At 71.5% G+C, this 20,291-nt stretch carries 12 protein-coding genes; 4 read left to right on the top strand and 8 right to left on the bottom strand.

Going from position 1 to position 20,291, the window contains the following annotated elements; translation table 11 throughout:
• Positions 1-2: 2 nt before the first annotated feature.
• Positions 3-1,208, bottom strand: coding sequence for an amino acid aminotransferase (locus tag SVTN_RS36350; RefSeq protein ID WP_041132896.1), 1,206 nt, complete (start codon positions 1,206-1,208; stop codon positions 3-5).
• A complete protein-coding gene (locus SVTN_RS36345) occupies positions 1,201-2,178 on the bottom strand; it encodes a DMT family transporter (RefSeq protein WP_245727767.1) in 978 nt (325 codons plus the stop codon). Before SVTN_RS36345 ends, SVTN_RS36350 begins: the two co-directional genes overlap by 8 nt.
• A 148-nt stretch (positions 2,179-2,326) precedes the next feature.
• Here SVTN_RS36345 and SVTN_RS36340 point away from each other — a divergent pair, with 148 nt between their 5' ends.
• On the top strand, positions 2,327-2,821 hold the full coding sequence (locus tag SVTN_RS36340) for an Lrp/AsnC family transcriptional regulator (protein ID WP_041132895.1): 495 nt from the start codon (positions 2,327-2,329) through the stop codon (positions 2,819-2,821).
• Positions 2,822-2,832: 11 nt separating this feature from the next.
• Here SVTN_RS36340 and SVTN_RS36335 read toward each other — a convergent pair whose 3' ends face one another.
• The 4 genes from SVTN_RS36335 to SVTN_RS36320 form a co-directional block, all read right to left on the bottom strand.
• The gene (locus SVTN_RS36335; protein ID WP_041134625.1) at positions 2,833-4,767 is read right to left on the bottom strand and encodes an NPCBM/NEW2 domain-containing protein; all 1,935 of its coding nucleotides are present in this window, start codon (positions 4,765-4,767) and stop codon (positions 2,833-2,835) included.
• A gap of 129 nt (positions 4,768-4,896) precedes the next feature.
• A complete protein-coding gene (locus SVTN_RS36330) occupies positions 4,897-5,946 on the bottom strand; it encodes an ABC transporter permease (protein WP_041132894.1) in 1,050 nt (349 codons plus the stop codon).
• Complete coding sequence (locus SVTN_RS36325) at positions 5,943-7,544, bottom strand: sugar ABC transporter ATP-binding protein (protein ID WP_041132893.1); 1,602 nt, start codon at positions 7,542-7,544, stop codon at positions 5,943-5,945. The genes SVTN_RS36330 and SVTN_RS36325 overlap by 4 nt, the downstream gene beginning before the upstream one ends.
• A gap of 95 nt (positions 7,545-7,639) precedes the next feature.
• Positions 7,640-8,689, bottom strand: coding sequence for a substrate-binding domain-containing protein (locus tag SVTN_RS36320; protein WP_052499511.1), 1,050 nt, complete (start codon positions 8,687-8,689; stop codon positions 7,640-7,642).
• 425 nt (positions 8,690-9,114) lie between these two features.
• On the opposite strand from SVTN_RS36320, the gene SVTN_RS36315 reads away from it, so the two are divergent.
• Entirely contained in the window at positions 9,115-11,595 is a 2,481-nt protein-coding gene (locus SVTN_RS36315; protein WP_041132892.1) for an RICIN domain-containing protein, read from the top strand.
• A gap of 98 nt (positions 11,596-11,693) precedes the next feature.
• A complete protein-coding gene (locus tag SVTN_RS36310) occupies positions 11,694-15,227 on the top strand; it encodes a discoidin domain-containing protein (RefSeq protein WP_159026555.1) in 3,534 nt (1,177 codons plus the stop codon).
• 11 nt (positions 15,228-15,238) lie between these two features.
• Here SVTN_RS36310 and SVTN_RS36305 read toward each other — a convergent pair whose 3' ends face one another.
• Both SVTN_RS36305 and SVTN_RS36300 read right to left on the bottom strand, forming a co-directional pair.
• Positions 15,239-17,629 carry a glycoside hydrolase family 95 protein gene (locus SVTN_RS36305; protein WP_052499509.1) on the bottom strand — a complete coding sequence of 797 codons (2,391 nt, stop codon included), beginning with the start codon at positions 17,627-17,629 and terminating at the stop codon, positions 15,239-15,241.
• Between the two features lie 115 nt (positions 17,630-17,744).
• Positions 17,745-18,761, bottom strand: coding sequence for a LacI family DNA-binding transcriptional regulator (locus SVTN_RS36300; protein ID WP_041132891.1), 1,017 nt, complete (start codon positions 18,759-18,761; stop codon positions 17,745-17,747).
• Positions 18,762-18,989: 228 nt separating this feature from the next.
• On the opposite strand from SVTN_RS36300, the gene SVTN_RS36295 reads away from it, so the two are divergent.
• Positions 18,990-20,288 carry an ABC transporter substrate-binding protein gene (locus SVTN_RS36295; protein WP_041132890.1) on the top strand — a complete coding sequence of 433 codons (1,299 nt, stop codon included), beginning with the start codon at positions 18,990-18,992 and terminating at the stop codon, positions 20,286-20,288.
• The last annotated feature ends 3 nt before the right edge of the window (positions 20,289-20,291 follow it).

Raw genomic sequence — 20,291 nt, 5'->3', positions numbered from 1 at the left:
GCTCAGACGGAGCGGGCGGTGTGGGGCGTCTGCAGGGCGGTGGCGATGCCGTGGGCCAGGAAGGGGATCCGGTGCGCGGGGACGCCCGCGATGTTGATGCGCCCGGCGGCCGTTCCGTAGATGCCGGACTGACGGCGCATCCGCCGCATCCCGTCCGGCGTGAGGGGCAGCATCGAGAACATGCCCTTCTGCCGGGCGAGGGACCGGGCCTCCTCCTCGTGCCCGAGGGCACGGAGGTGGGCGACGAGGTCGGTCCTGTTGGCCGTGATCCGGTGGCGCATCGCGCCGAGCTCCGCGAGCCACTCCGTCCGCAGGTGCTCGTCGTCCAGGATGGTGGCGACGATCGCGGCACCGTGGTCGGGCGGCATCGAGTACAGGGTGCGGGCGGCGTTCTGCAGGGCGGTCTCGACGTGCCGCAGGGTCCGCTTCGACGAGCCGAGGACGATGGCGCATCCGGTGCGGTCGCTGTAGAGGCCGAAGTTCTTCGAGCAGCTGACGGCGATCAGCACCTCCGGCAGCCGTTCGGCCAGCATCCGGGTCGGTGCCAGGTCGGCGGCGAGGCCGTCGCCGAGGCCGTGGTAGGCGAGGTCGACGAAGGGGACCCAGCCGTTCGCCGCGGCGAGTGCGGCGAGCTGCTCCCACGTACCGGAGGAGGGGTCCACGCCGGTGGGGTTGTGGCAGCAGCCCTGCAGCAGGACGACGTCGCCGCGGCGTGCGCCGGCCAGGTCGTCGAGCATGCCCTCGGTGTCCGGTCGGCCGGTGTCGTCGCGCCACCGGTAGGTCCGGACGGTGAGCCCGGCGCCTTCCAGGATGGGGCGGTGGTTGACGTACGCGGGGTCGCTGATCCACACGGTGGCGCCGGGGCGCGTCTGCTGGACGAGGTCGGCGAGGAGCCGCAGGGCCCCGGTGCCGGCCACGGTCTGGACGCTCGTCGCCCGTCCCATGAGCTCCTCGGAGCCCAGCACGAGCGACAGCATGGCCCGGTTGAAGGCGGTGTTGCCCGACAGGCCGAGGTACTCCTTGGTGCCGGAACGTTCCGCCAGCTGTATCTCGGCCTCCCTGACCGCCGCCATGACCGGGGTGACCCCGGTGGCGTCGCGGTAGACGCCGAGGACGAGGTCGAGGCGCTCGGGGCGCGGGTCGGCGGCGAACTCGGCCGCCAGGTCCCACAGCGGGTCCACGGGCGGGGCGGGAAGAAGCTCAAGCATCGGGGGAGACCTTGGTTCGGGGGCGCCGGTTGGCGAGTGCGACGCCGAGGGTGATGAGGGGGACGCCGACCACGACGGGCAGGGTCGGCGACTCGTCGAGCAGGGGCATGGCGAGCAGGACGACGGCGACCGGGCTGAGGCTGCCGACGACCGAGCTGCGTTCGGGGCCGAGCCGGCGGATGGCGAAGGCGTACAGCAGACCGGCGCAGAGGCCGACGCCCAGGCCCTGGACGACGAGGAAGAGCAGGATGTCGCCGCCGGCCGCCCGGGCGAGCCCGGTGGGCAGGACGCCGGTCAGGGCAAGCAGCCCGATGACGGCGAAGGACGGCAGGCACAGCAGGCCGATCGACCCGACGGGGTCGAGGTCCACCTCGCGCAGCCCCACGGTGTACAGGGCCCACAGACCGCTGGCGACGAGCAGCGTTCCCGTACCGAGCAGGACGTCGGCGTCGAGGGCGGCGGTGTAGCGCCAGACCAGGGCCACGACCCCGGCCACGATGAGGGCGAGACCGGCCGCCTGCGTCCCGCGCGGCGCGCGCTTCCCGCCGGCGACCATGAGGGCGGAGACGAACAGCGGGACCATGCCGGGCACGATCGCCCCGACGAAGGCGGCCGAGGTCAGCGATCCGCCGTACATGGCGGCGAGGAAGAACGGCACCCCCGCACCACAGATGATCTTGAGTGCGGGGCCCGGCCGGACCGCGGCCAGCCGGCGCCGACGCCGCCACAGCGCGGGCGCCAGGACCACGAGGGGCACACCGAACCGCAGCAGGGCGGCGTCGGCGGGCAGCAGCGTGGAGGCGCTCAGAGCACGGGCGCTGAGGGCGAACGCGGCCCAGATCATCACGGTGAGCGCCAGCGCGACCATGCCCACGCCCTGCGGGGACAGGCCCCGGGGACCGGCGGCGGCGAGCACCCCCGCCCCTGACGTCCGCTCCGATTCCGACGCGACCGATTGTGGTGCGACCACCGACGATTCCTCCCGCTCTCGACGTACGGGCGGAACCGAAAGCCGGTGTTTGCCCCGATAAGCAACACTAGGGCTTGCGTGGGGGCAGATGATTGCCAGTTCTGCCCTCTGGACATAGCGTGAGGGCAGAATCTGCCAAGGAGTGACGATGGACGCCGTGGACTTCGAGATCATCCACGAGTTGCAGGCGGACGGCCGGCTGACCAACCAGGACCTCGCCGACCGGATCCGCCTGTCCCCCTCCCCCTGTCTGCGCCGCGTGCGCCGCCTGGAGGAGTCGGGCCTGATCAGCGGCTACACGGCCACCGTGGACCAGGTCGCCTTCGGGCTGCCGATCACCGTCTTCGTACGGATCAGGCTGGAGCGCCACACCGCCGAGGCCGTCAACGTCTTCGAGGAGCACATCGGTCTCATCGATCACATCCAGGACTGCTATCTGATGGCCGGCAGCAGCGACTACCTGCTCCGGGTCGTCATCGAGAGCCTGGAGGCGTACGAGGCCCTCGTGCGCACCCGGATCCACGCCATCCCGGGCATCGCGTCGATCGAGTCGAGCTTCGCCTTCGGCAGCGTCAAACAGTCCCGGGTGTATCCACGACCGGGCGTCCCGGCGCGACCGAAGGGCGGCCGCGCCGGGAGGTGACGCGAGGTACGTCAGCAGGTGACCGTCGCGTCGGCCCAGTCCGCGTGGTCGTAGCTCACGCCGTCCCCGGCGTCGGTGACGACGAGGCGCACGGTCTCGGCGCCCGCCAGGTCGGCGGTCAACGACTGCGGCGACGTCGTGTGCGTCAGCACACCGGTGGACGCCGCCCTGTGGCCGTCCGCCCAGACCTCGAACGCCACCGACCCGTTGGATCCCGTCTCGTCGTCGAGGCCCACCTGCGCCGAGAACGAGGTGCAGCGGCCGCCGAGGTAGTACTCCACCGCGCTGTACGCGTGGACCCCGAGGCCCTTGGCGTGGACGACGCCGCCCAGGGTGAGGGGCCTGCCGTCCCCGGCGGCGGCCTCACCGACGCTGGTGTCCTTCTCGACGGGCCCCCAGCCGTTGGCGGCGCTCAGCCAGGTGGCGTCGCTCAGGTACGACGTCCCGCCCGGGGGCGGCACCGCGACGGTGACGCGCAGGGGAAGCGTGCTGGTCGCCCGGACGCCGGTTCGGGAGGTGTACGTCGCGGTCAGCGTCATGTCGTACGAGCCGGTCGGCGTCCCGGCCGGGGGCCGTACGCGCCAGTCGGTGCTCAGCCGGTCCCCGGTCCGCAGGGACTTCGCGGTGGTTCCGGACGCCGGCTCGACGCTCCAGCCGCCGGGGGCGGAGAGCCGTACCGACACGTCGCGCGCCTCCGTACGACCGAGGTCGGTCACCGTGGTGGTCACGGTGGACTCCGTACCGGCGGTGAGGAACGGGGAGGCGACCTGGCCCAGTTCCACCGCGGGCGGATACGACGCCCAGGCCGCGTCGGCGGCGAGGCGGACGAGCACGGTGCCGTGGGCGGGGACGGTGGCCGAGAACGTGTCGGCGACGTTGCGGCTCGTGTGCTGCCACAGATCGCGCACCGTGTACGCGCGCGCCCCGGGCAGGCCCGCCGCCTTCGCGGTGGTCGCGATGCGCTGGGGCCGGTCGGTCTCGTTGAACAGGGCGATCGCGCGGCTGCCGTCCGCCATCGGCTTGGCGATCACCCACCGGCCGCCCTCGGAGCTGATGACCTTGCCCTGCTTGCCGAGCGGGTCCTGGTCGACCGCGATGACCTCGCGGTTGCCGAGGATGTCGAGCGTCGCCCGGTCCGCCGTTCGGAGGTCGGCGCCGATGATCAGGGGCGCCGCCATGATGGACCACAGGGAGAAGTGGCTGCGGTACTCGGTGTCCGTCATGCCGCCGTTGCCGACCTCGAGCATGTCCGGGTCGTTCCAGTTGCCGGGCTTGGCGTAGGCGTCGAGCGGCAGGTTCTGCTTGGCGATCGACAGCATGCTGCCCCAGCTGTCGTTGATGTCGAAGGTGGTCCGCCACAGGTGGCCCACGTCGGACGCCCACTCCCAGGGCCTGTTCACGCCCCATTCGCAGATGCTGTAGACGATGGGCCGCCCCGTCGCCCTCAGTGCGTCGCGCATGTCGGTGTAGCGCTTCTTCGCGTCGACGCCCTGGTTGTTGCAGTTGTCGTACTTCAGGTAGTCGACGCCCCAGTCGGCGAACTGCTGGGCGTCGCTGTACTCGTGGCCGAGCGCGCCCGGGAATCCGAGGCCGTCGCAGGTGTGGGTTCCGGCGCTGGTGTAGATGCCGAACTTGAGGCCCTTGGAGTGGACGTAGTCGGCGACGGCCTTGATGCCGTTCGGGAAGCGGACCGGGTCGGGGACGAGCTTGCCGTCGGCGTCGCGGTCCGGCAGCGCCCAGCAGTCGTCGAGGTTGACGTACTGGTACCCCGCGGCCTTCAGGCCCTTCTCGACGAAGAGGTCGGCGATGCCCTTGACCATGGTCTCGTCGAACTCCGCCCGGCAGTGGGTGGAGTTCCAGTTGTTGAAGCCCATCGGAGGCGTGAGGGCGAGCCCGTCGTCGACTGTGGCGGGGGCCGGGGCGTCGGCCGCGGAGGCAGGCGCCATGAAGGACCCGCCTGCGAGAAGGAGGCCGGCGAGTCCGACGGCGAGCCGTCTGCGCGGGGCGCGGGAGCGTGGTGCGGTGTGCACGGTTCGACCTCCGTGGTGAAGGAACGGGACGGGTACGTGCGGCTGTCAGGCAGGCAGGCCGACGGCGCGTTCGCGGTTGCGGCGCTGCTGGATGACGACGGCGGCCACGAGGAGGAGGCCCTGGGCGACGTTCTGCCAGAAGGTGTTGATGCCCTGGATGGTGAGGCCGTTCTGGAGGGTGCCGAGGAGGGCGACGGCGAGGAGGGTGCCGCCGATGGTGCCCTTGCCGCCCTTGAGGGCGCAGCCGCCGAGGGCGGCGGCGGTGATGGCCTGGAGTTCCAGGCCCTCGCTGCCGGAGACGGGCTGGCCGGAGCCGGTGCGGGCGGTGAGCAGGATGCCGGCGAGGGCGGCGACGGTGCCGGTGAGTGCGTAGGCGGCGAGCAGGTACTTGTTGAGGTTGATGCCGGCGAGGCGGGCGGCGGTGTCGTTGCCGCCGAGGGCGTAGATGTTGCGGCCGATGTCGGTGTAGGTGAGCAGGACGTGCACGGCGGCCGCGACGAGGGCCAGGATCCAGATCATGATCGGGATGCCGGCGAGGCTGCCGCGGCTGAGGAAGACGAAGACGGGGTCGCCGAGCACGTAGCCCTGGGCGCGGCCGTCGGACAGGAGCTGGGCGACGCCCTTGTAGGCGGCGAGGCCGGCGAGCGTGGCGATGGTGGGGTTGACCCGGCCGTAGATGATCACCGCTCCGTTGACCAGGCCGACGGCGGCGCCGACGAGCAGGGCGGCGGCGATGCCGAGCGGGGCGCTGGATCCGGCGGAGGTGAAGACCATCGCGCTGATGACGGAGGCGAGGCCGGTCTGTGAGCCGACGGAGATGTCCAGGCCGCCGCAGATGATGACGACGGTCTGGACGACGGCGAGCAGGCCGGCGATGGTGGCCGCCTCGCCGATGACGCGCATGTTGTCCCAGCTCAGGAAGTTGGCGTTGAGCGAGGTGAACAGGACGACGACGAGGACGAGGGCGCCGATCAGGCTGAGGTTCTGGCCGCCGACGGAGGCGAGGACGGCTCGTGCACCGCCGGGTCGGCTCGCGGACCCGGTGTTGGAACGGGCAGGCGCGGGCGAGGCGCTCGGGGTGGTGGCGGTGCTCATCGTGGGGCTCCGGTCCGGGAGTCGGTGGCTGTCGGGGTGTCAAGGCCGGTGGTGGCGAGGTCGTCGGCCATGGCGAGGGCGAGGATCGCCGCCTCGGAGGCCTCGGCGCGCGGGAGTTCGCCGGTGACGCGGCCGTTCTGCATGACGACGACGCGGTCGGCGAGACCGAGGACCTCGGGGAGTTCGGAGGAGATGACCAGGATGGCGACGCCGTCGCGGGCGAGGTCGGCGATGATCTGGTAGATCTCGGCCTTGGCCCCGATGTCGACGCCACGGGTGGGCTCGTCGAGGATGAGGAGTTCGGGGCGGCGGGCCAGCCAGCGGGCGAGGACGACCTTCTGCTGGTTGCCGCCGGACAGGGTGCGGACCTCGGCCTCGATCGAGGGCGCGCGCACCCGCAGCCGGTCGGCGAACTCCTGGGCGAGCGAGCGTTCCCTGGTCCGGCTGACGAAGCGCCCCCGGCGCAGCCGGGCGTAGCTCACCAGGGCGGTGTTGTCGCGGATGCTCCGGTGCAGGAAGAGGGCCTGGGCCTTGCGTTCCTCCGGGGCAAGGCCCAGGCCTGCGGCGATGGCGTCGCGCGGGCTGCGCAGGGTGAGTCTTTCGCCGTTCAGCGTGATGGTCCCGGAGCGCACGGGGACGTCGCCGGCGAGGGCGTGGGCGAGTTCGGAGCGTCCGGCGCCGATGAGGCCGGCGAGGGCCACGACCTCGCCCGCGCGGACCTGGAGACTGATCCCGTGGACGTCGTCGGTGGTCAGGTCGTGGACGTCGAGCACGACCCGGTCGGTGGCGACCTCCTGGCGGACGAAGAGGTCCGACAGGTCGCGGCCGACCATCATGCGGACGATGGCGTCCTCGGTGGTGTCGCCCGCGTCGACCACGCCGGCGACGGCGCCGTCGCGCAGGACGGCGATCCGGTCGGCGAGCCGGAAGATCTCCTTCATCCGGTGGGAGACATAGACGACGGCGATGCCCTCGTCGCGCAGGCGCCCGATCAGGGCGAACAGCGCCTCGGCCTCGTGCTCGGAGAGCGAGGAGGTGGGCTCGTCGAAGGCGATCACGCGGGGCGGGATGTCCCCAGTGAGCGCGCGCAGGATCTCCACCAGCTGGCGCTGGGCGGCGGTCAGCCGGGAGCCGGGCAGCTCGGGGTCGAGGACGCGGGCGAAGCCGAGCCGTTCGAGATCGGCGGTGATGCGGCGGCGCAGCTCGGCACGGTCGAGACGCCGGCCGGCGCGGCGGGGCAGGGAGCCGGCGTACACGTTCTCGGCGACGGAGACGTGCGGGATGATCTCGGGTTCCTGCGGGATGATCCGGATGCCGGCGCGGCGGGCGTCGACGGGCGAGGTGAGGTTGAGGGGCTTCCCGTCGAGCAGGACACGCCCTTCGGTGGGCTGGTGATCGCCGGTCAGGATGCGCAGGAGGGTCGACTTCCCGGCTCCGTTCTCGCCCATCAGGGCGGTGACCTGCCCCGGGGGGAAGGTGAGGGTGACGTCGTGGAGGGCCCGGACAGGGCCGAAGCTCTTCGACACACCGTCGGCGGTGAGGCCGGTTCCGGCGGGTGGTGAACCGGGCCCGGCAGGTGGGGCATTGAGTGCGGTCATCGGTGGGTACCTCGTGGGCGTACGGGAGTGACGCGCGGTGCTGCGCGTACGGAGGGCAGGGGCCCGGGAGCGCCGGGCCGTGCGGGCGGGTGCCGTCAGGCGCAGCCGACGCCCGCCGCCTGCCAGGTGGCGGCGTCGACCATCTTGGTCGGGGCGAAGGCCTCGGCCGGGAAGTCCTTGCCGTTCTTCAGGCGGTCGTACATGGTCTGGACGGCGAGCGCGCCGACGTCCTTGCCGTTGATGAACAGCGCGGCCTTCATGCCGGAGGGCTTGCCGGACTTCCAGTCCTTGCAGGCGAGGTAGGCGCCGAGGCCGACGCCGATGATGTCCTTGGCGTCGATGCCGGCGTTCTGCAGGGCGGTGACGCCGCCCTGCACGTTCTCGTCGTTGCAGCCCCAGATCACCCAGTGCTTGACGCCCGGGTTGGCGGTGACGGTGGCGGCGACCTTGTCCTGGGCGCCGGTGGGGGTGTTGTCGGTGGCGACGTCGATGTTCTCGACGGCCGCGCCCGCACCGGCGGCGAAGGCGGTCTTCGCGGCCTTGACCCGGTCGCCGCAGACCGTGACGTCCTGCTTCCAGGCGGAGAGGGTCCGGGTCTCGGCCGCCTTCCAGCCCGCCTTCTTGAACTCCTCGGCGGCCCGCTTGCCGACCTCGCCACCCATCTGCGCGCCGGAGAAGCCGATGCGCGGCACGAGGGCGTCGTGGGCGCAGGAGGCGGGGTCGGGGCCGGTGGTGCAGATCTGGTCGTCGGAGGTGAGCAGGGCGACCTTGGCGTCCTTGGCGGTCTGTGCGACCTGGGGGCCGACGGCGGGGTCGGGCACGACGACGATCAGGCCGTTGCTCTTGCGCGCGATCGCCGCCTGCACCTCGCTGACCGTCTTGTTGGCGTCGTTGCCGAGGTTGACGACCTGGAGGTCGATGCCGAGCTGCGCGGCCTTCTCCTTCGCCCCGGCGGCCTCGCCGATGAAGTACTCCTGGTCACCCTGCTTCTGAAGGTACGTCAGAGCGATCTTGCCCTGTACCGGCTTGGTGTCCCCGCCGCCGGAACCGGAGGACGTCTGACCGGTCGAGCACGCGGTCAGGGCGAGGGCGGCCACGAGGCCGGTCGCGGCCAGAGCGGTGGAACGGTTGCGGATCGCAGACATAGGAGCTCCCGAGCATCGAGGATCACGAGGCCAACACAACTGAACAAAATCCAGCGCTACTTCACGCGCTACGCTTCGCAGAAAACGCTGTGTTTGCGCGAACGTCAAGAGTTTTACCGGTCGTTCTGCAAGTAAGCGCTTGCAAAATGGAGTTATCGAGCAGCATCAAGCATTGAGTGTGCGATTTTGTTGTCCATCCTCTGGACAGGGGGAAGCCGAGTGGTGAGAATCCATCCGATCCGTCGTGGGCCCACGGCTCCGTCCACCCAACGGCGCCGACCGCCGTACGGAGCCCCCTCTTCACACCGAGCCCGATCCTCGCGACCGCTCCTCGAACGCAGCTCCCGCGCCACTGTCATCGCGGTGTCATCGCGGCCGGAGCCGCACGCCCGCGCAACAGCACCGAGCCCAGAAGGGACCGCACCTTGCGCACAACTCTCCGCACGAACAGCCGACTCGTCAGACGCGCGGCCACCGTCGCCGCCGCACTCCTGACCGTCGCGGCCATGAACGGCCAGGCATCCGCCCAGGCGCGCGCCGCCGCCCCCAAACCGACGATCACCGTCGACGGCACCAGCGCCGGACGGACCTTCGACGGCATCGGGGCCATCAGCGGCGGCGGCGGCAACACCCGTCTGCTGCGCGACTATCCGGCCGCCCAGCAGGGCGAGATCCTCGACTACCTCTTCAAGCCCGGCTACGGGGCGAGCCTGCAGATCCTGAAGGTCGAGGTCGGCGGCGACACCAACTCCACCGACGGCGCCGAGGCCAGCATCGAGCACAGCCGGGGCGTCGTCGACTGCAACGCGGGCTACGAGTGGTGGCTGATGGAGCAGGCGAAGGCCCGCAACCCCAACCTCAAGATCGCCGCCCTGTCCTGGGGCGCGCCGGGCTGGATCGGCGACCACACCTTCTACTCCCAGGACATGATCGACTACCTGACCACCTGGCTCGGCTGCGCCAAGCAGCACGGGATCACCGTCGACTACATGGGCGGCTGGAACGAGCGCGACTTCGACGCCGCCTGGTACAAGTCCCTCAAGTCGGCGCTCCTGACCAGGGGTTACGCCTCCACCAAGATCCTCGGCGGCGAGTCGTGGGGCTGGCCGATCGCCACCGCCATGAAGAACGACCCCGCCCTGTACGACGCGGTGGACGTCGCCGGCTCCCACTACAACTGCGGCTACATGTCGGCGATGACCCACTGCTCCTCCGACGCCGACGCCCAGAACCTCGGGAAGCCGATCTGGGCCAGCGAGAACGGCTCGGAAGGTGCCGAGGTCGGCGCCGCCCCCGTCGCCCGCGCCATCAACCGCGGTTACATCGACGCGAAGATGACGGCCTACATCAACTGGCCGCTCGTCGCCTCGCTCTACCAGAACCTCGGCTTCCACGACGCCGGGCTGATCACCGCCGACCAGCCCTGGTCCGGGAACTACAGCGTGGGCCGCACCACCTGGTCCATCGCCCAGACGACACAGTTCACCTCTCCCGGCTGGAAGTACGTGGACGGCGCGACCGGCTACCTGGGGGCACGCAACGGCACCGAGGGCAGCTACGTCACTTACCGCGCGCCCGACAAGTCCGCCTGGAGCACCGTCTTCGAGACGATGGACGCCACCGCTCCGCAGACGGTCACCCTGAAGGCCACCGGCGGTCTCCCCGGCGGCACCCTGCACGTGTGGTCCACCGACCTCTCGCAGAAGGGCGGCGCCACTCCGCGAATGGAGCGGGGCCCGGACCTGAAGGCGAACGCGGGCACGTACACCCTCGCCCTGGAGCCCGGTCGCGTCTACACGGTGACCACCACCACCGGTCAGGGCGCGGCCGTCACGACACCGCCGCAGCGGTCGCAGCTCCCGCTCCCGTACTCGGACTCCTTCGCCGGCTACGGCAAGGGCCAGGAAGCCAGGTACTTCTCCACGATGAACGGCGCCTTCGAGGCGGTGCCCTGCGCCGGCGGCCGCACCGGCTCCTGCCTGCGCCAGATGTCGCCCGTGTCGCCCATCCAGTGGACCGACGAGACGTCCAACCAGCCGTACACGATCATGGGTGAGCAGAGCTGGGGCGACTACACCGTCAGCGCGGACGTGCTCCTGGAGCAGGGCGGCAGCGCCGCCGAGCTCCTCGGCCGGATCGGCACCCAGGACAAGAACAACAACGGCCTGAACGCCTACCACCTGCGCCTGAGCGACACCGGTACGTGGAAGCTCCTGAAGTCCGGCCGCCCGTGGGGCGGCTGGGACACCACGGCGGCGCCGCTCGCCGAGGGAACCGTGCCCGCACCCGGCACCGGGACCTGGCACAACCTCGCCCTGACCTTCCAGGGCGACGCGATCACGGTCGCCATCGACGGCCAGACGCAGGCCACGGTCACGGACGGCAGCTTCGGCGGCGGACAGGTCGGCCTGGGCACCGCCGGCTACCACCCGGTCCAGTACGCGAACTTCAGCGTCACCCCGGGCACCACGCCCGCGCTCTCCGGCACGTACAAGATCGTCAACGCCAACAGCGGCCAGCTCCTGGACGCCTCGGGCGGCCAGACGACCGACGGCACGCCCGCCATCCAGTGGCCCGACAACGGCGGCGCCAACCAGCAGTGGAGCCTCGCGCGCAACAGCGACGGCTACTACACGGTCACCGGCGCCGCGAGCCTCAAGCCCCTGACGGCCCCCCAGGCGACCACCTGGCCCGGCACCCAGCTGGGCCTCTGGACCGCCACCGGCGGCCCCGAGCAGCAGTGGGTGATCGCCCCGGCGAACGACGGCACGTACACCATCGAGTCGCGCGCCAACGGCTACGCGCTCGACGTACGCGGGGCTTCGACCTCCAGCGGCGCCTCCGTCGACCAGTACATCACCACCGGCGGCACGAACCAGCAGTGGCGGCTGGTCAAGGTCTCCTGACCGCTCGCCGTAAGCCCCGGGGCGGGGCAGGCCCGACATCGGACCTGCCCCGCCCTTCGTCATCGGACGACAGCACATCAACAGAGGAGCGCAGGAACGTGATCGGAAACACCAGTGGGATGAGGCGGCGAGGCGTGCTCGCCGCGGGCCTGGCCGGTGTGGGGGCCGCCCTGGTGCCCGCCGGGCAGGCCGCCGCGACGCCGGCCGGCCCGGCGCTGCCCGCGCCGGCCACGGCCACGGGCGGACGCCGTGTGCTGAACCTCAACGCGGGCTGGGCGTTCTGGCGCGACGACGACGCCGGAGCCCAGCAGCCCGGGTTCGACGACTCGGAGTGGGCCGCGGTCTCGCTCCCGCACACGATGCGGCTGGAGAAGAAGCGGCCCTCCGCGTACGACGTGTACGCCGGAATCGGCTGGTACCGACGGTACTTCCGGGTCGACCCGCAGGACCGGGGGCGACGGCACACCGTGGTCTTCGACGGGGTCCAGACCGACTGCGCCGTCTATCTGAACGGCGAGAAGCTCGCCGAGCACTTCGGCGGGACCATGGGCTTCGTCGTCGACCTCACCGACAAGGTCCTCTTCGACCGCGACAACGTCCTCGCGGTCCGCGTGTCGAACCTCGACGACCCGCTCACCCCTCCCGGCAAGCCGCGGAACGAGCTCGGGTTCCTCACGTACGGCGGCATCTACCGGGGCGTCACGCTCCGCGTCACGGAACAGGTCCACGTCTCCGACGCCCTCCAGGAGGACCTGGTCGCCGGGGGCGGTGTGTTCGTGACCTATCCGAAGGCGACCCCGACGCGGGCGACGGCCAAGGTCAGGACCCACGTGGTGAACCGGACGGGCACGGCTGCCCGGACCAGGCTCACCACCGTCCTCTACGACGCGCAGGGCACGGCGGTCGCCCAGGCCACGGACACCGTCTCCATCCCGGGAGGCGGCAGCACCACCTACGCGCAGACGCTGAGCGTGACCCGGCCGAAACTGTGGCACCCCGACTCCCCCACCCTGTACAGCCTGGTCAGCCAGGTCTTCGTCGACGGCCGGCTGGTCGACACCGTGACCACCCGCACCGGCATACGGCGGATCGACTACCGGGCCGACGGCTTCTACCTCAACGAAACCCGGATCTACCTCCGCGGCGCCAACGTCCATCAGAACTACGCCTACGTGGGCGACGCGGCGCCACCGTCGATGAAGTACCGCGAGGCGCTGCGGCTCAAGCTCGGCGGGTTCAACGCCGTACGGGCGGCGCACTACCCGCACGACCCGGCCTTCCTCGACGCCTGCGACGAGCTGGGCCTCCTCGTGGTGGCCTGCCAGCCGGGCTGGCAGTACTGGAACGGCGACCAGACCTTCGTGAGCCGTACCTACCGCGACATCGCCACGATGATCCGGCGTGACCGCAACCGGCCGTCCGTGATCCTGTGGGAGACCTCCCTCAACGAGACCCACTACCCGCAGTGGTGGGCGAAGGAGGCCAACACCGTCGCCCACGCGGAGATGCCCGGCGACCAGATGTTCACCTCGGCCGACTACGGCACCTGGGGCGGCGAGTACGGGGTCAACTACAAGGTCGTCAACACCGACGGCTCGGATCCCGCGCCGTCCGTCCCGTTCCTCACCCGCGAGTGGGGCGACTGGGAGAACCCGTCCCGGTGCGACCGGGACGAGGGCGAGGCCGCACTCGTCGGCCAGGTCGTCACCCGCCAGCGCTACCTGGAAGGCACCGGCTACTGGGACTGGGGCGGCCTGGACGCCAACCCCCGGATCGGCGGGTACTTCCTGTGGGTCTTCGAGGACTACGGCACCAACGACCCCTACCAGAAGTCCGGCGCCGTCGACATCGACCGCTACCCCAAGTACTGCTACCACTGGCTCACGTCCATGCAGCCGGCAGGCAATCCGAACCACGGCGGCCCGATGGTCTTCGTCGCGAGCGCCCACACGGCCTCTTCCAGCCTGGACGTCATGGTCTTCAGCAACACGGACAGCGTCCGCCTCTACCAGAACGGCACGCTCGTCGGGGAGAAGACCCGCGCCCAGAACGCGGCGACCGCGCCGCACATCGCGGCCAAGGGCGGCAGCCCGTACTACACCTTCACCCTGCCCGCGTTCGCCGCCGGGGAACTCCGGGCCGAGGGTTACCTGGGCGGCACGCTCGCCGCGACCCACGTCGTCAGGACCCCCGGTGCCGCCCACCACCTGGAACTCGTCGCCGACGACGCCGGCGGCTGGGGCGTGCTGACCTCGCTGGTGGCGGCGTCGCTCGGGGACAGCTCCGAGGCGGGGAAGAAGGCGGCCCGGGAACTCCTCGCGACGAAGACGGGCGGACCGGCCCTCGTCGACCGCATCGGCAAGGCGCGCGGCCGCGCCCTGTCGGCCCAGGAGGCGGGCGTCCTGCGCGAGTATGTGGAGCGGCTCGACCGCATCCGGCCCGTCGCCGACGGCTCGGACCTGATCCCCGTCTTCGTCAAGGTCGTCGACGCCGACGGCACCCCGGTCCCCGACTCCTCGGCCGTCGTCACGCTCGACGTGACCGGAGCCGGCTCCCTGGTGGGCCACGGCATCCCTCGGCTCTCGGCCCAGACGCAGAAGGTCCAGGGCGGCATCGGCTACGCCCTGATCGCCACCGGCACGACCGGCGGTCCCGTCACCCTCACCGCGACCGCGGACGGTCTGGGAAGCGGTCGGTACACAGTGCAGACCGCGCCCTACACCGGTACCCACGTCACCGACGGCACCCATCCCGCGTGGCGGGACATCTCCACCCTCGAGGGCCAGGGCGCCCAGAACCTGGCCCTGTTCAAGCCGGCGACCGCCTCCACCTCGGAGTACGGAAACGGGCCCGCGAACGCCGTGGACGACGAAGGCGGCACCAAGTGGGTCGGCAACGGCCCCGACCCCGCCTGGTGGCAGGTCGACCTCGGGGCGCCGGCCGAGATCGAACAGTTCCAGATCATGTGGGAGACCGACCGGACCGCCTACCGCTACCGCGTCCTCGTCTCCGACGACGCCACCACCTGGACCACCGCGGTCGACGCGGCGGACAACACCGCCATGGTCGCCGCCGTCACCCACCCGGTGCAGGTCACCACGCGCCACGTGCGCGTGGACATCCTGTCCGCCGGCGACTGGTGGCCGTCCCTCCGCGAGTTCCGCGCCGTACCGCCCGGGGGCAGTGGCGGCGTCCCCCCGGCCGACCCCGGCCCGAAGATCGCCCGTGACCGGATCAGGACCGTCACCGCGTCCAGCCAGGCCACCGGCTTCGAAGCGGAGAAGGCCTTCGACGGGGACATCACCTTCGGCACCGGCTGGAGCGCTTCCGGCCCGACCGTCCCCCAGACGCTGACCGTGGAGCTGACCGACCCGCACGACCTAGCCGGGGTCCGCGTCCACTGGGGCAAGGACAGCAGCTGGTACACGTACGACCTCCAGACCTCCCCCGACGGGGCGACCTGGAACACTGCTTACTCCGGACTGACGCGGGCGGGCCAGTACATCCTCCCCGAGGTGTTCACCGCGGCGAACGTCCGGCAGGTCCGTTTCGTCGTCACCCAGGTCAGCGGCGGGGGCGCGCAGACCGTCGCGGGTATCGCCGAGGTGATCCTCTACGGAACGCCCACGTAGGCCCTCCGGCGTCAGCGGGTGACGGACAGCCGGTACGCCGTCCCCTCGCGGCCCTCGAATCGGAGGCGCGGATCGGAGCCACCCCGGTCGACGTCGACGTCGACCGGGGTGCCGGTGGTGTCCGTGACCGTGAGGTCCGACGGGGTGCCGGCCGGGAGCCGGATCGTGAGGGTGCCGCTTCGGGTCACGTCCAGGAGGGCCTCCGTCAGCACTCCCCCGGCCCAGTGGAGGTCGACGACCGTGCCGCCCCGGGCGCGCAGTCCCGTCGCCGAGCCCGTCGGCCAGGCCTCCGGGAGGGCGGGCAGCAGGCGGAGGAGGCCGTTGTGGCTCTGCAGCAGCATCTCGGTGATCGCGGCGGTGATCCCGAAGTTCCCGTCGATCTGGAAGAGGTCCGGCGGGTGCAGGCCGAAGAGGTTGGGGGCGGTGTACTCCGCGAGGAGGGTCCGCACGCTCTCGTGGGCGAGTTCCGCGTCTCCCAGGCGGGCGGCGAGCGCGGCCGCCCAGGCGCGGCTCCAGCCGGTGCTGCCGCTGCCGTGCTCCAGGCGGCGGGAGAGGGCCCGCCGTGCCGGTTCGACGAGGGCGGGGGCGGTGAGCGGGTCGACGGCGGCGCCCGGGTAGAGGCCGTAGAGGTGGGACAGGTGCCGGTGGCCGGGATCCTCCTCCGGGAGGTCCTCCCACCATTCGAGCAGGCGTCCCCGCTCGTCGGTGCGGGGTGGGCGCAGGCGGGCCCGTACCGCGTCGAGCGTGTCCGCGAAGTCGTGGTCCACGGCCAGGAGGCGGGCCGCCTCGGCGGTGTGGGCGAGGAGTTCCGCGGCGAGCCAGTGGTCCATGGTGGCACCGGCCGACACGGCGGCCAGGCTGCCGTCGGGGAGGCGGAAGTGGTGTTCGGGCGAGGTGGACGGGCAGGTCACGAGGGTTCCCTCGCCGTCCTCGGTCAGGAGGTCGAGCAGGAACTCGGCCGCGCCCCGCATCAGCGGGTACGCCCGCTCCGCCAGGAACGCGCGGTCCCCGTCGAAGAGGTGACGCTCCCACAGGTGCGCGCAGAGCCACGCGCCCGCCATGGGCCAGTTCGCCCACGACGGCGAACCCGACACCGGATGGGTGCCCCGCCACAGGTCGAGGTTGTGGTGGACGGTCCAGCCGCGGGCCCCGTAATAGGTGGCCGCCGTGTGCGCGCCGGGTTCGGCGAGGTCGGCGATCAGGTCGAGGAGCGGTTCGTGGCAGTCGGCGAGGCCGGTCGTCTCGGCGTGCCAGTAGTTCATCTGCAGGTTGATGTTGGTCGTCCAGTTCGCGTTCCACGGCGGGGCGACCTCGGTGTTCCAGATGCCCTGCAGGTTGGCGGGCTGGGTGCCGGGGCGCGAGGAGGCGATCAGGAGGTAGCGGCCGTACGCGAAGAGGAGGGCCGCGAGCCCCGGGTCGTCCTGGTCCGCCATGAGCCTTTCGTCGGTGGGGAGTTCGGGCGCCGCCGTGCTCAGGTGCAGCGCGGCTCGGCGGTAGAGCCGCTGGTGGTCGGCGACGTGTGCGGCGAGCAGCTTCTCGTACGGGAGGCCGGCGGCGGCGTCCAGGAGGCGGCACACCTCGGCGACGGGTCCCTCGTCGGGGCCTGCCGGTGATGTGGTGGGCCCGCGGTAGCCGGTCTCGGCCGCCACCAGGAGGAGCACCTCGTCCGCCCCGTCGACCCTCACCTCGCCGTCGGTCGATGCGACCCGGCCGCCCGTGGTGATCACGCGGAGTCCGGCCGCGAAGCCCATGCCCTCGTCGGTGGCGTAGCGCGCGGGGTCGGCCTCGCCGAAGGAGAAGTACGCGGGTGCCCGACCCGACACGACGGACCGGTCTCCGTCGTCGGAGTGGCGGGCGTCGGGGTGGGGGGTGTCGAGGCGCGCGGTGAGGTCCACGCATCCGCCTCGGTCCGCGGTGATGCGGGTGACGAGCACGCCGGCCGGTGCCGAGACGAAGGACTCGCGGAGGAGTTCGGCGCCGCCCGTACGGTACGCGACCCGGTGGACGGCGGTGTCCAGGTCGAGTTCGCGGAGGTAGTCCTCGACCGGTTCGTCGTCTCCGCAGGTCAGGCGGAGGGTGGCGAGCGGCTGGTACGCCTGGGAGTACGGGCCCTGCATCCGTTCGGCGAGCGCCTCGGCGGCGGCGTGGTCGCGGTCGGCGAGGACGGCGGCCCGGAGCGCCGGCAGGTGGTCGGCCGCACCGGCGCGGTCGCGGGGGCCGGGGCCGCCGGACCAGAGGGTGTCGGCGTTGAGGTGCGCGGTCTCTCCCGTACGCCCCCGCTCCCCCGCCCCGTACAGCAGTGCGCCGAGACGCCCGTTGCCGAGGGGCAGGGCTTCGAGGAAGCGGGTGGCGGGGGTGCGGTACCAGAGGCGGTCCGCGGGAGGTCGGCGGTCCTTCGGCAACGGAGGGGTCCTTTCGGGGTTTTCGGAAGCCGGTTCCGGAAGCCGAGTTCCGGAAGCCGGTTTCGGAGCCAGGTTTCGGAGCCGGGTTTCGGAAGCCGCCGCGCACCCCGCGCGCTCACGCCCGGGCGGACCGGGGCGGGCAGGTGCTGTCGCGGACGATGAGCTCGGGCCTCAGCAGCTGGAGCGAGTTGACCACGGTGCCCGACTTGGTGAGGGCGCGAAGGAGCAGTTCGACGGCCTGGCGGGCCATGTCGCGGGTGGGGACGGCGACGCTGGTGAGCGCCGGTCGTCCGAGTCCGGAGCGCACCTCGGGGTCGTCGTCGTGGCCGACGAGCGAGAGGTCGTCCGGTACGGAGCGTCCGGCGGCCCGCGCGGCCTCCAGGACGCCCGGGGAGAGGATGTCGTGGGTGGCGAAGATCGCGGTCAGCGCCGGGTCGGCGGCGAACGCCTCGTTCGCCGCGGCGTAGCCGCCCGCCGCGCTCGGTTCGGCCGCGATGTGGACGGCGCTGTCGGGGACGGTCAGGCCGTCGGCGGCGAACGCGCGCCGGAAGCCGGCCACGCGGGGGGCGTGGTCCGGGCTGGTGAGGACGGCCACGCGCTCGTGGCCGAGCTCGCGCAGGTGGCGTCCGGCGAGGAAGCCGGCGTGCTCGTAGTCGATGGTGACCACCGGGAAGTCGACCGGCGCGTCGGTCTCCCAGGCGCACAGGGCGACCGGGAAGCGGGCGTCGGCGAGGAGCGGCAGATGGTCGATGAGGTCGCGGTCGCCCGCGACGAGCAGGGCGTCGACGGACCGGCTGGTGAGGCCCGCGAGGTGCCTGCGGGCCCGCTCGCCGTCGAGGCGGGTGGTGCAGAGGAGCAGGTGGTAGCCGTGCTCCTCCAGGACGTCCTCGGCGGTCTCGACGACCTCGGAGTAGAAGGCGCCCCCCACGGTGGGCACGAAGAGCCCGACCGTCTTGGTGCTTCCGGTGGCCAGGGACCGCGCCACCAGGTTGGGCGTGTAGCCGAGCTCGTCGATCGCGGCGCGCACTCGGGCGGCGGTCGCGGGACGCACGGCCACGCGTCCGCTGATGACGTTCGAGACGGTCTGCTTCGTGACGCCGGCGCGTTCGGCCACGTCCTGCATCGTCACCATCAGCGCTCCCCCATTTGACCGGTCCATCTAGGTGGCTCGAACGTAAGGGCCTCACGGGAAACGAGTCAAGACTTCTTGATCGATTCCTCGGGCGAGCACGCACCTGCCAGGCAGCAACGCCCCACAACCGAACACGATCGATCACCAATTCTCGCCAAGGGTCTTGTTTTACCGGTCAATTGGCCTCTACGGTTCCCAACCATTCGGCACCACCGAGAGGACACCTCCATGCGTAGATCCACCCTGCCCGTCGTCACCCGCACCGTGGGGGCTCTCACCGTCACCGCCCTCGCCCTCGGGCTCAGCGCCTGCGGCGGCGGCTCGGACGGCGGCGGCGACGCGAAGAGCTTCACCTACTGGTCGATGTGGCGGGCCGACGAGCCGCAGGCCCAGGTGCTGAAGGCCTCGATCGCCGAGTTCACCAAGTCGACGGGCATCAAGGTCGAGGTCGACTGGGTCGGCCGGGACGTGTCGAAGAAGATCGGACCGGCGATCGCGGCGAACCAGGCCCCCGACCTCTGGGACCAGGCCAACGACGCGATCTTCGGCGCCGTCGCCTCGGCCGGCCAGGCCCGCGACCTGTCCTCCGTCCTCTCCGCGCAGGTGCCCGGCGAGAACGTTCCGGTCTCGCAGGTCATACCGGCCAAGTACTTCGACATGCTGCCGAAGGACCCGGGCGGCTCGAACCACTACGTCATCCCGTACGAGGTCGCCACCACCGGCCTCTTCTACAACGCCGCCGACCCGGACGTCACCGCCGCGATCCCGAGCGCCCCGGCGGACTGGGCGGGCTTCCTCAAGGTCTGCGACGCCCTCAAGGCCAAGAAGAAGCCGTGCATCGGCTCCGACGGCGAGGACTGGTGGATGAACGGCCTGTACATCGACTACCTGCTCAACGCCGGCGGCGTGGACGTCGGCAAGCTCGCCGCGGACAAGTCCGGGGCCACGTGGGACGACCCGGCGGTCCTCAAGGCCGCGCAGCAGGTCGAGCAGCTCGTCAAGGGCGGTCACATCATCCCCGGCTACGACGCCACCAAGTACCCGGCGCAGGAGACCAACTGGGCCTCCGGCAAGTCCGCGTTCTACATGAACGGCAACTGGATCACCGCCGAGGTGGCCAAGCAGGTGCCGCCCGACTGGAAGTTCGGTTCGATGCTGCCGCCCGGGGTGAAGAGCGCGGACGCCACGGTGTTCGGCTTCTCGGTCCCCAAGAAGGCCGAGCACGCCGAGCCGGCGGAGAAGTTCATCGCCTTCTTCATGCAGAAGAAGCAGATGGCGGGGATGGCGACCAAGGCGCTCAACCTCACCCCGCGTGAGGACATCCCCGCCCCGGCCGGACTCGAGGCGGCCCAGAAGACGCTGAGCGCCTCGACCGTCCGCCTGCCCTTCGACGGCGTCGCCGGCGAGTGGCCCGCGAAGGTCTTCAGCCAGAACTTCCTCGACCTGTGGCACGGCAAGACCACCGCCGCGCAGTTCGTCGCGAAGTGCAAGGCCGACCAGGTCTCGTACTGGAAGACCCAGGGCTGAGAC

The organism is Streptomyces vietnamensis, assembly GCF_000830005.1.
Classification (GTDB): Bacteria; Actinomycetota; Actinomycetes; order Streptomycetales; family Streptomycetaceae; genus Streptomyces; species Streptomyces vietnamensis.
Note: the sequence above shows the minus strand (reverse complement) of the source record. Positions and strands in the feature narration are given on the sequence as shown.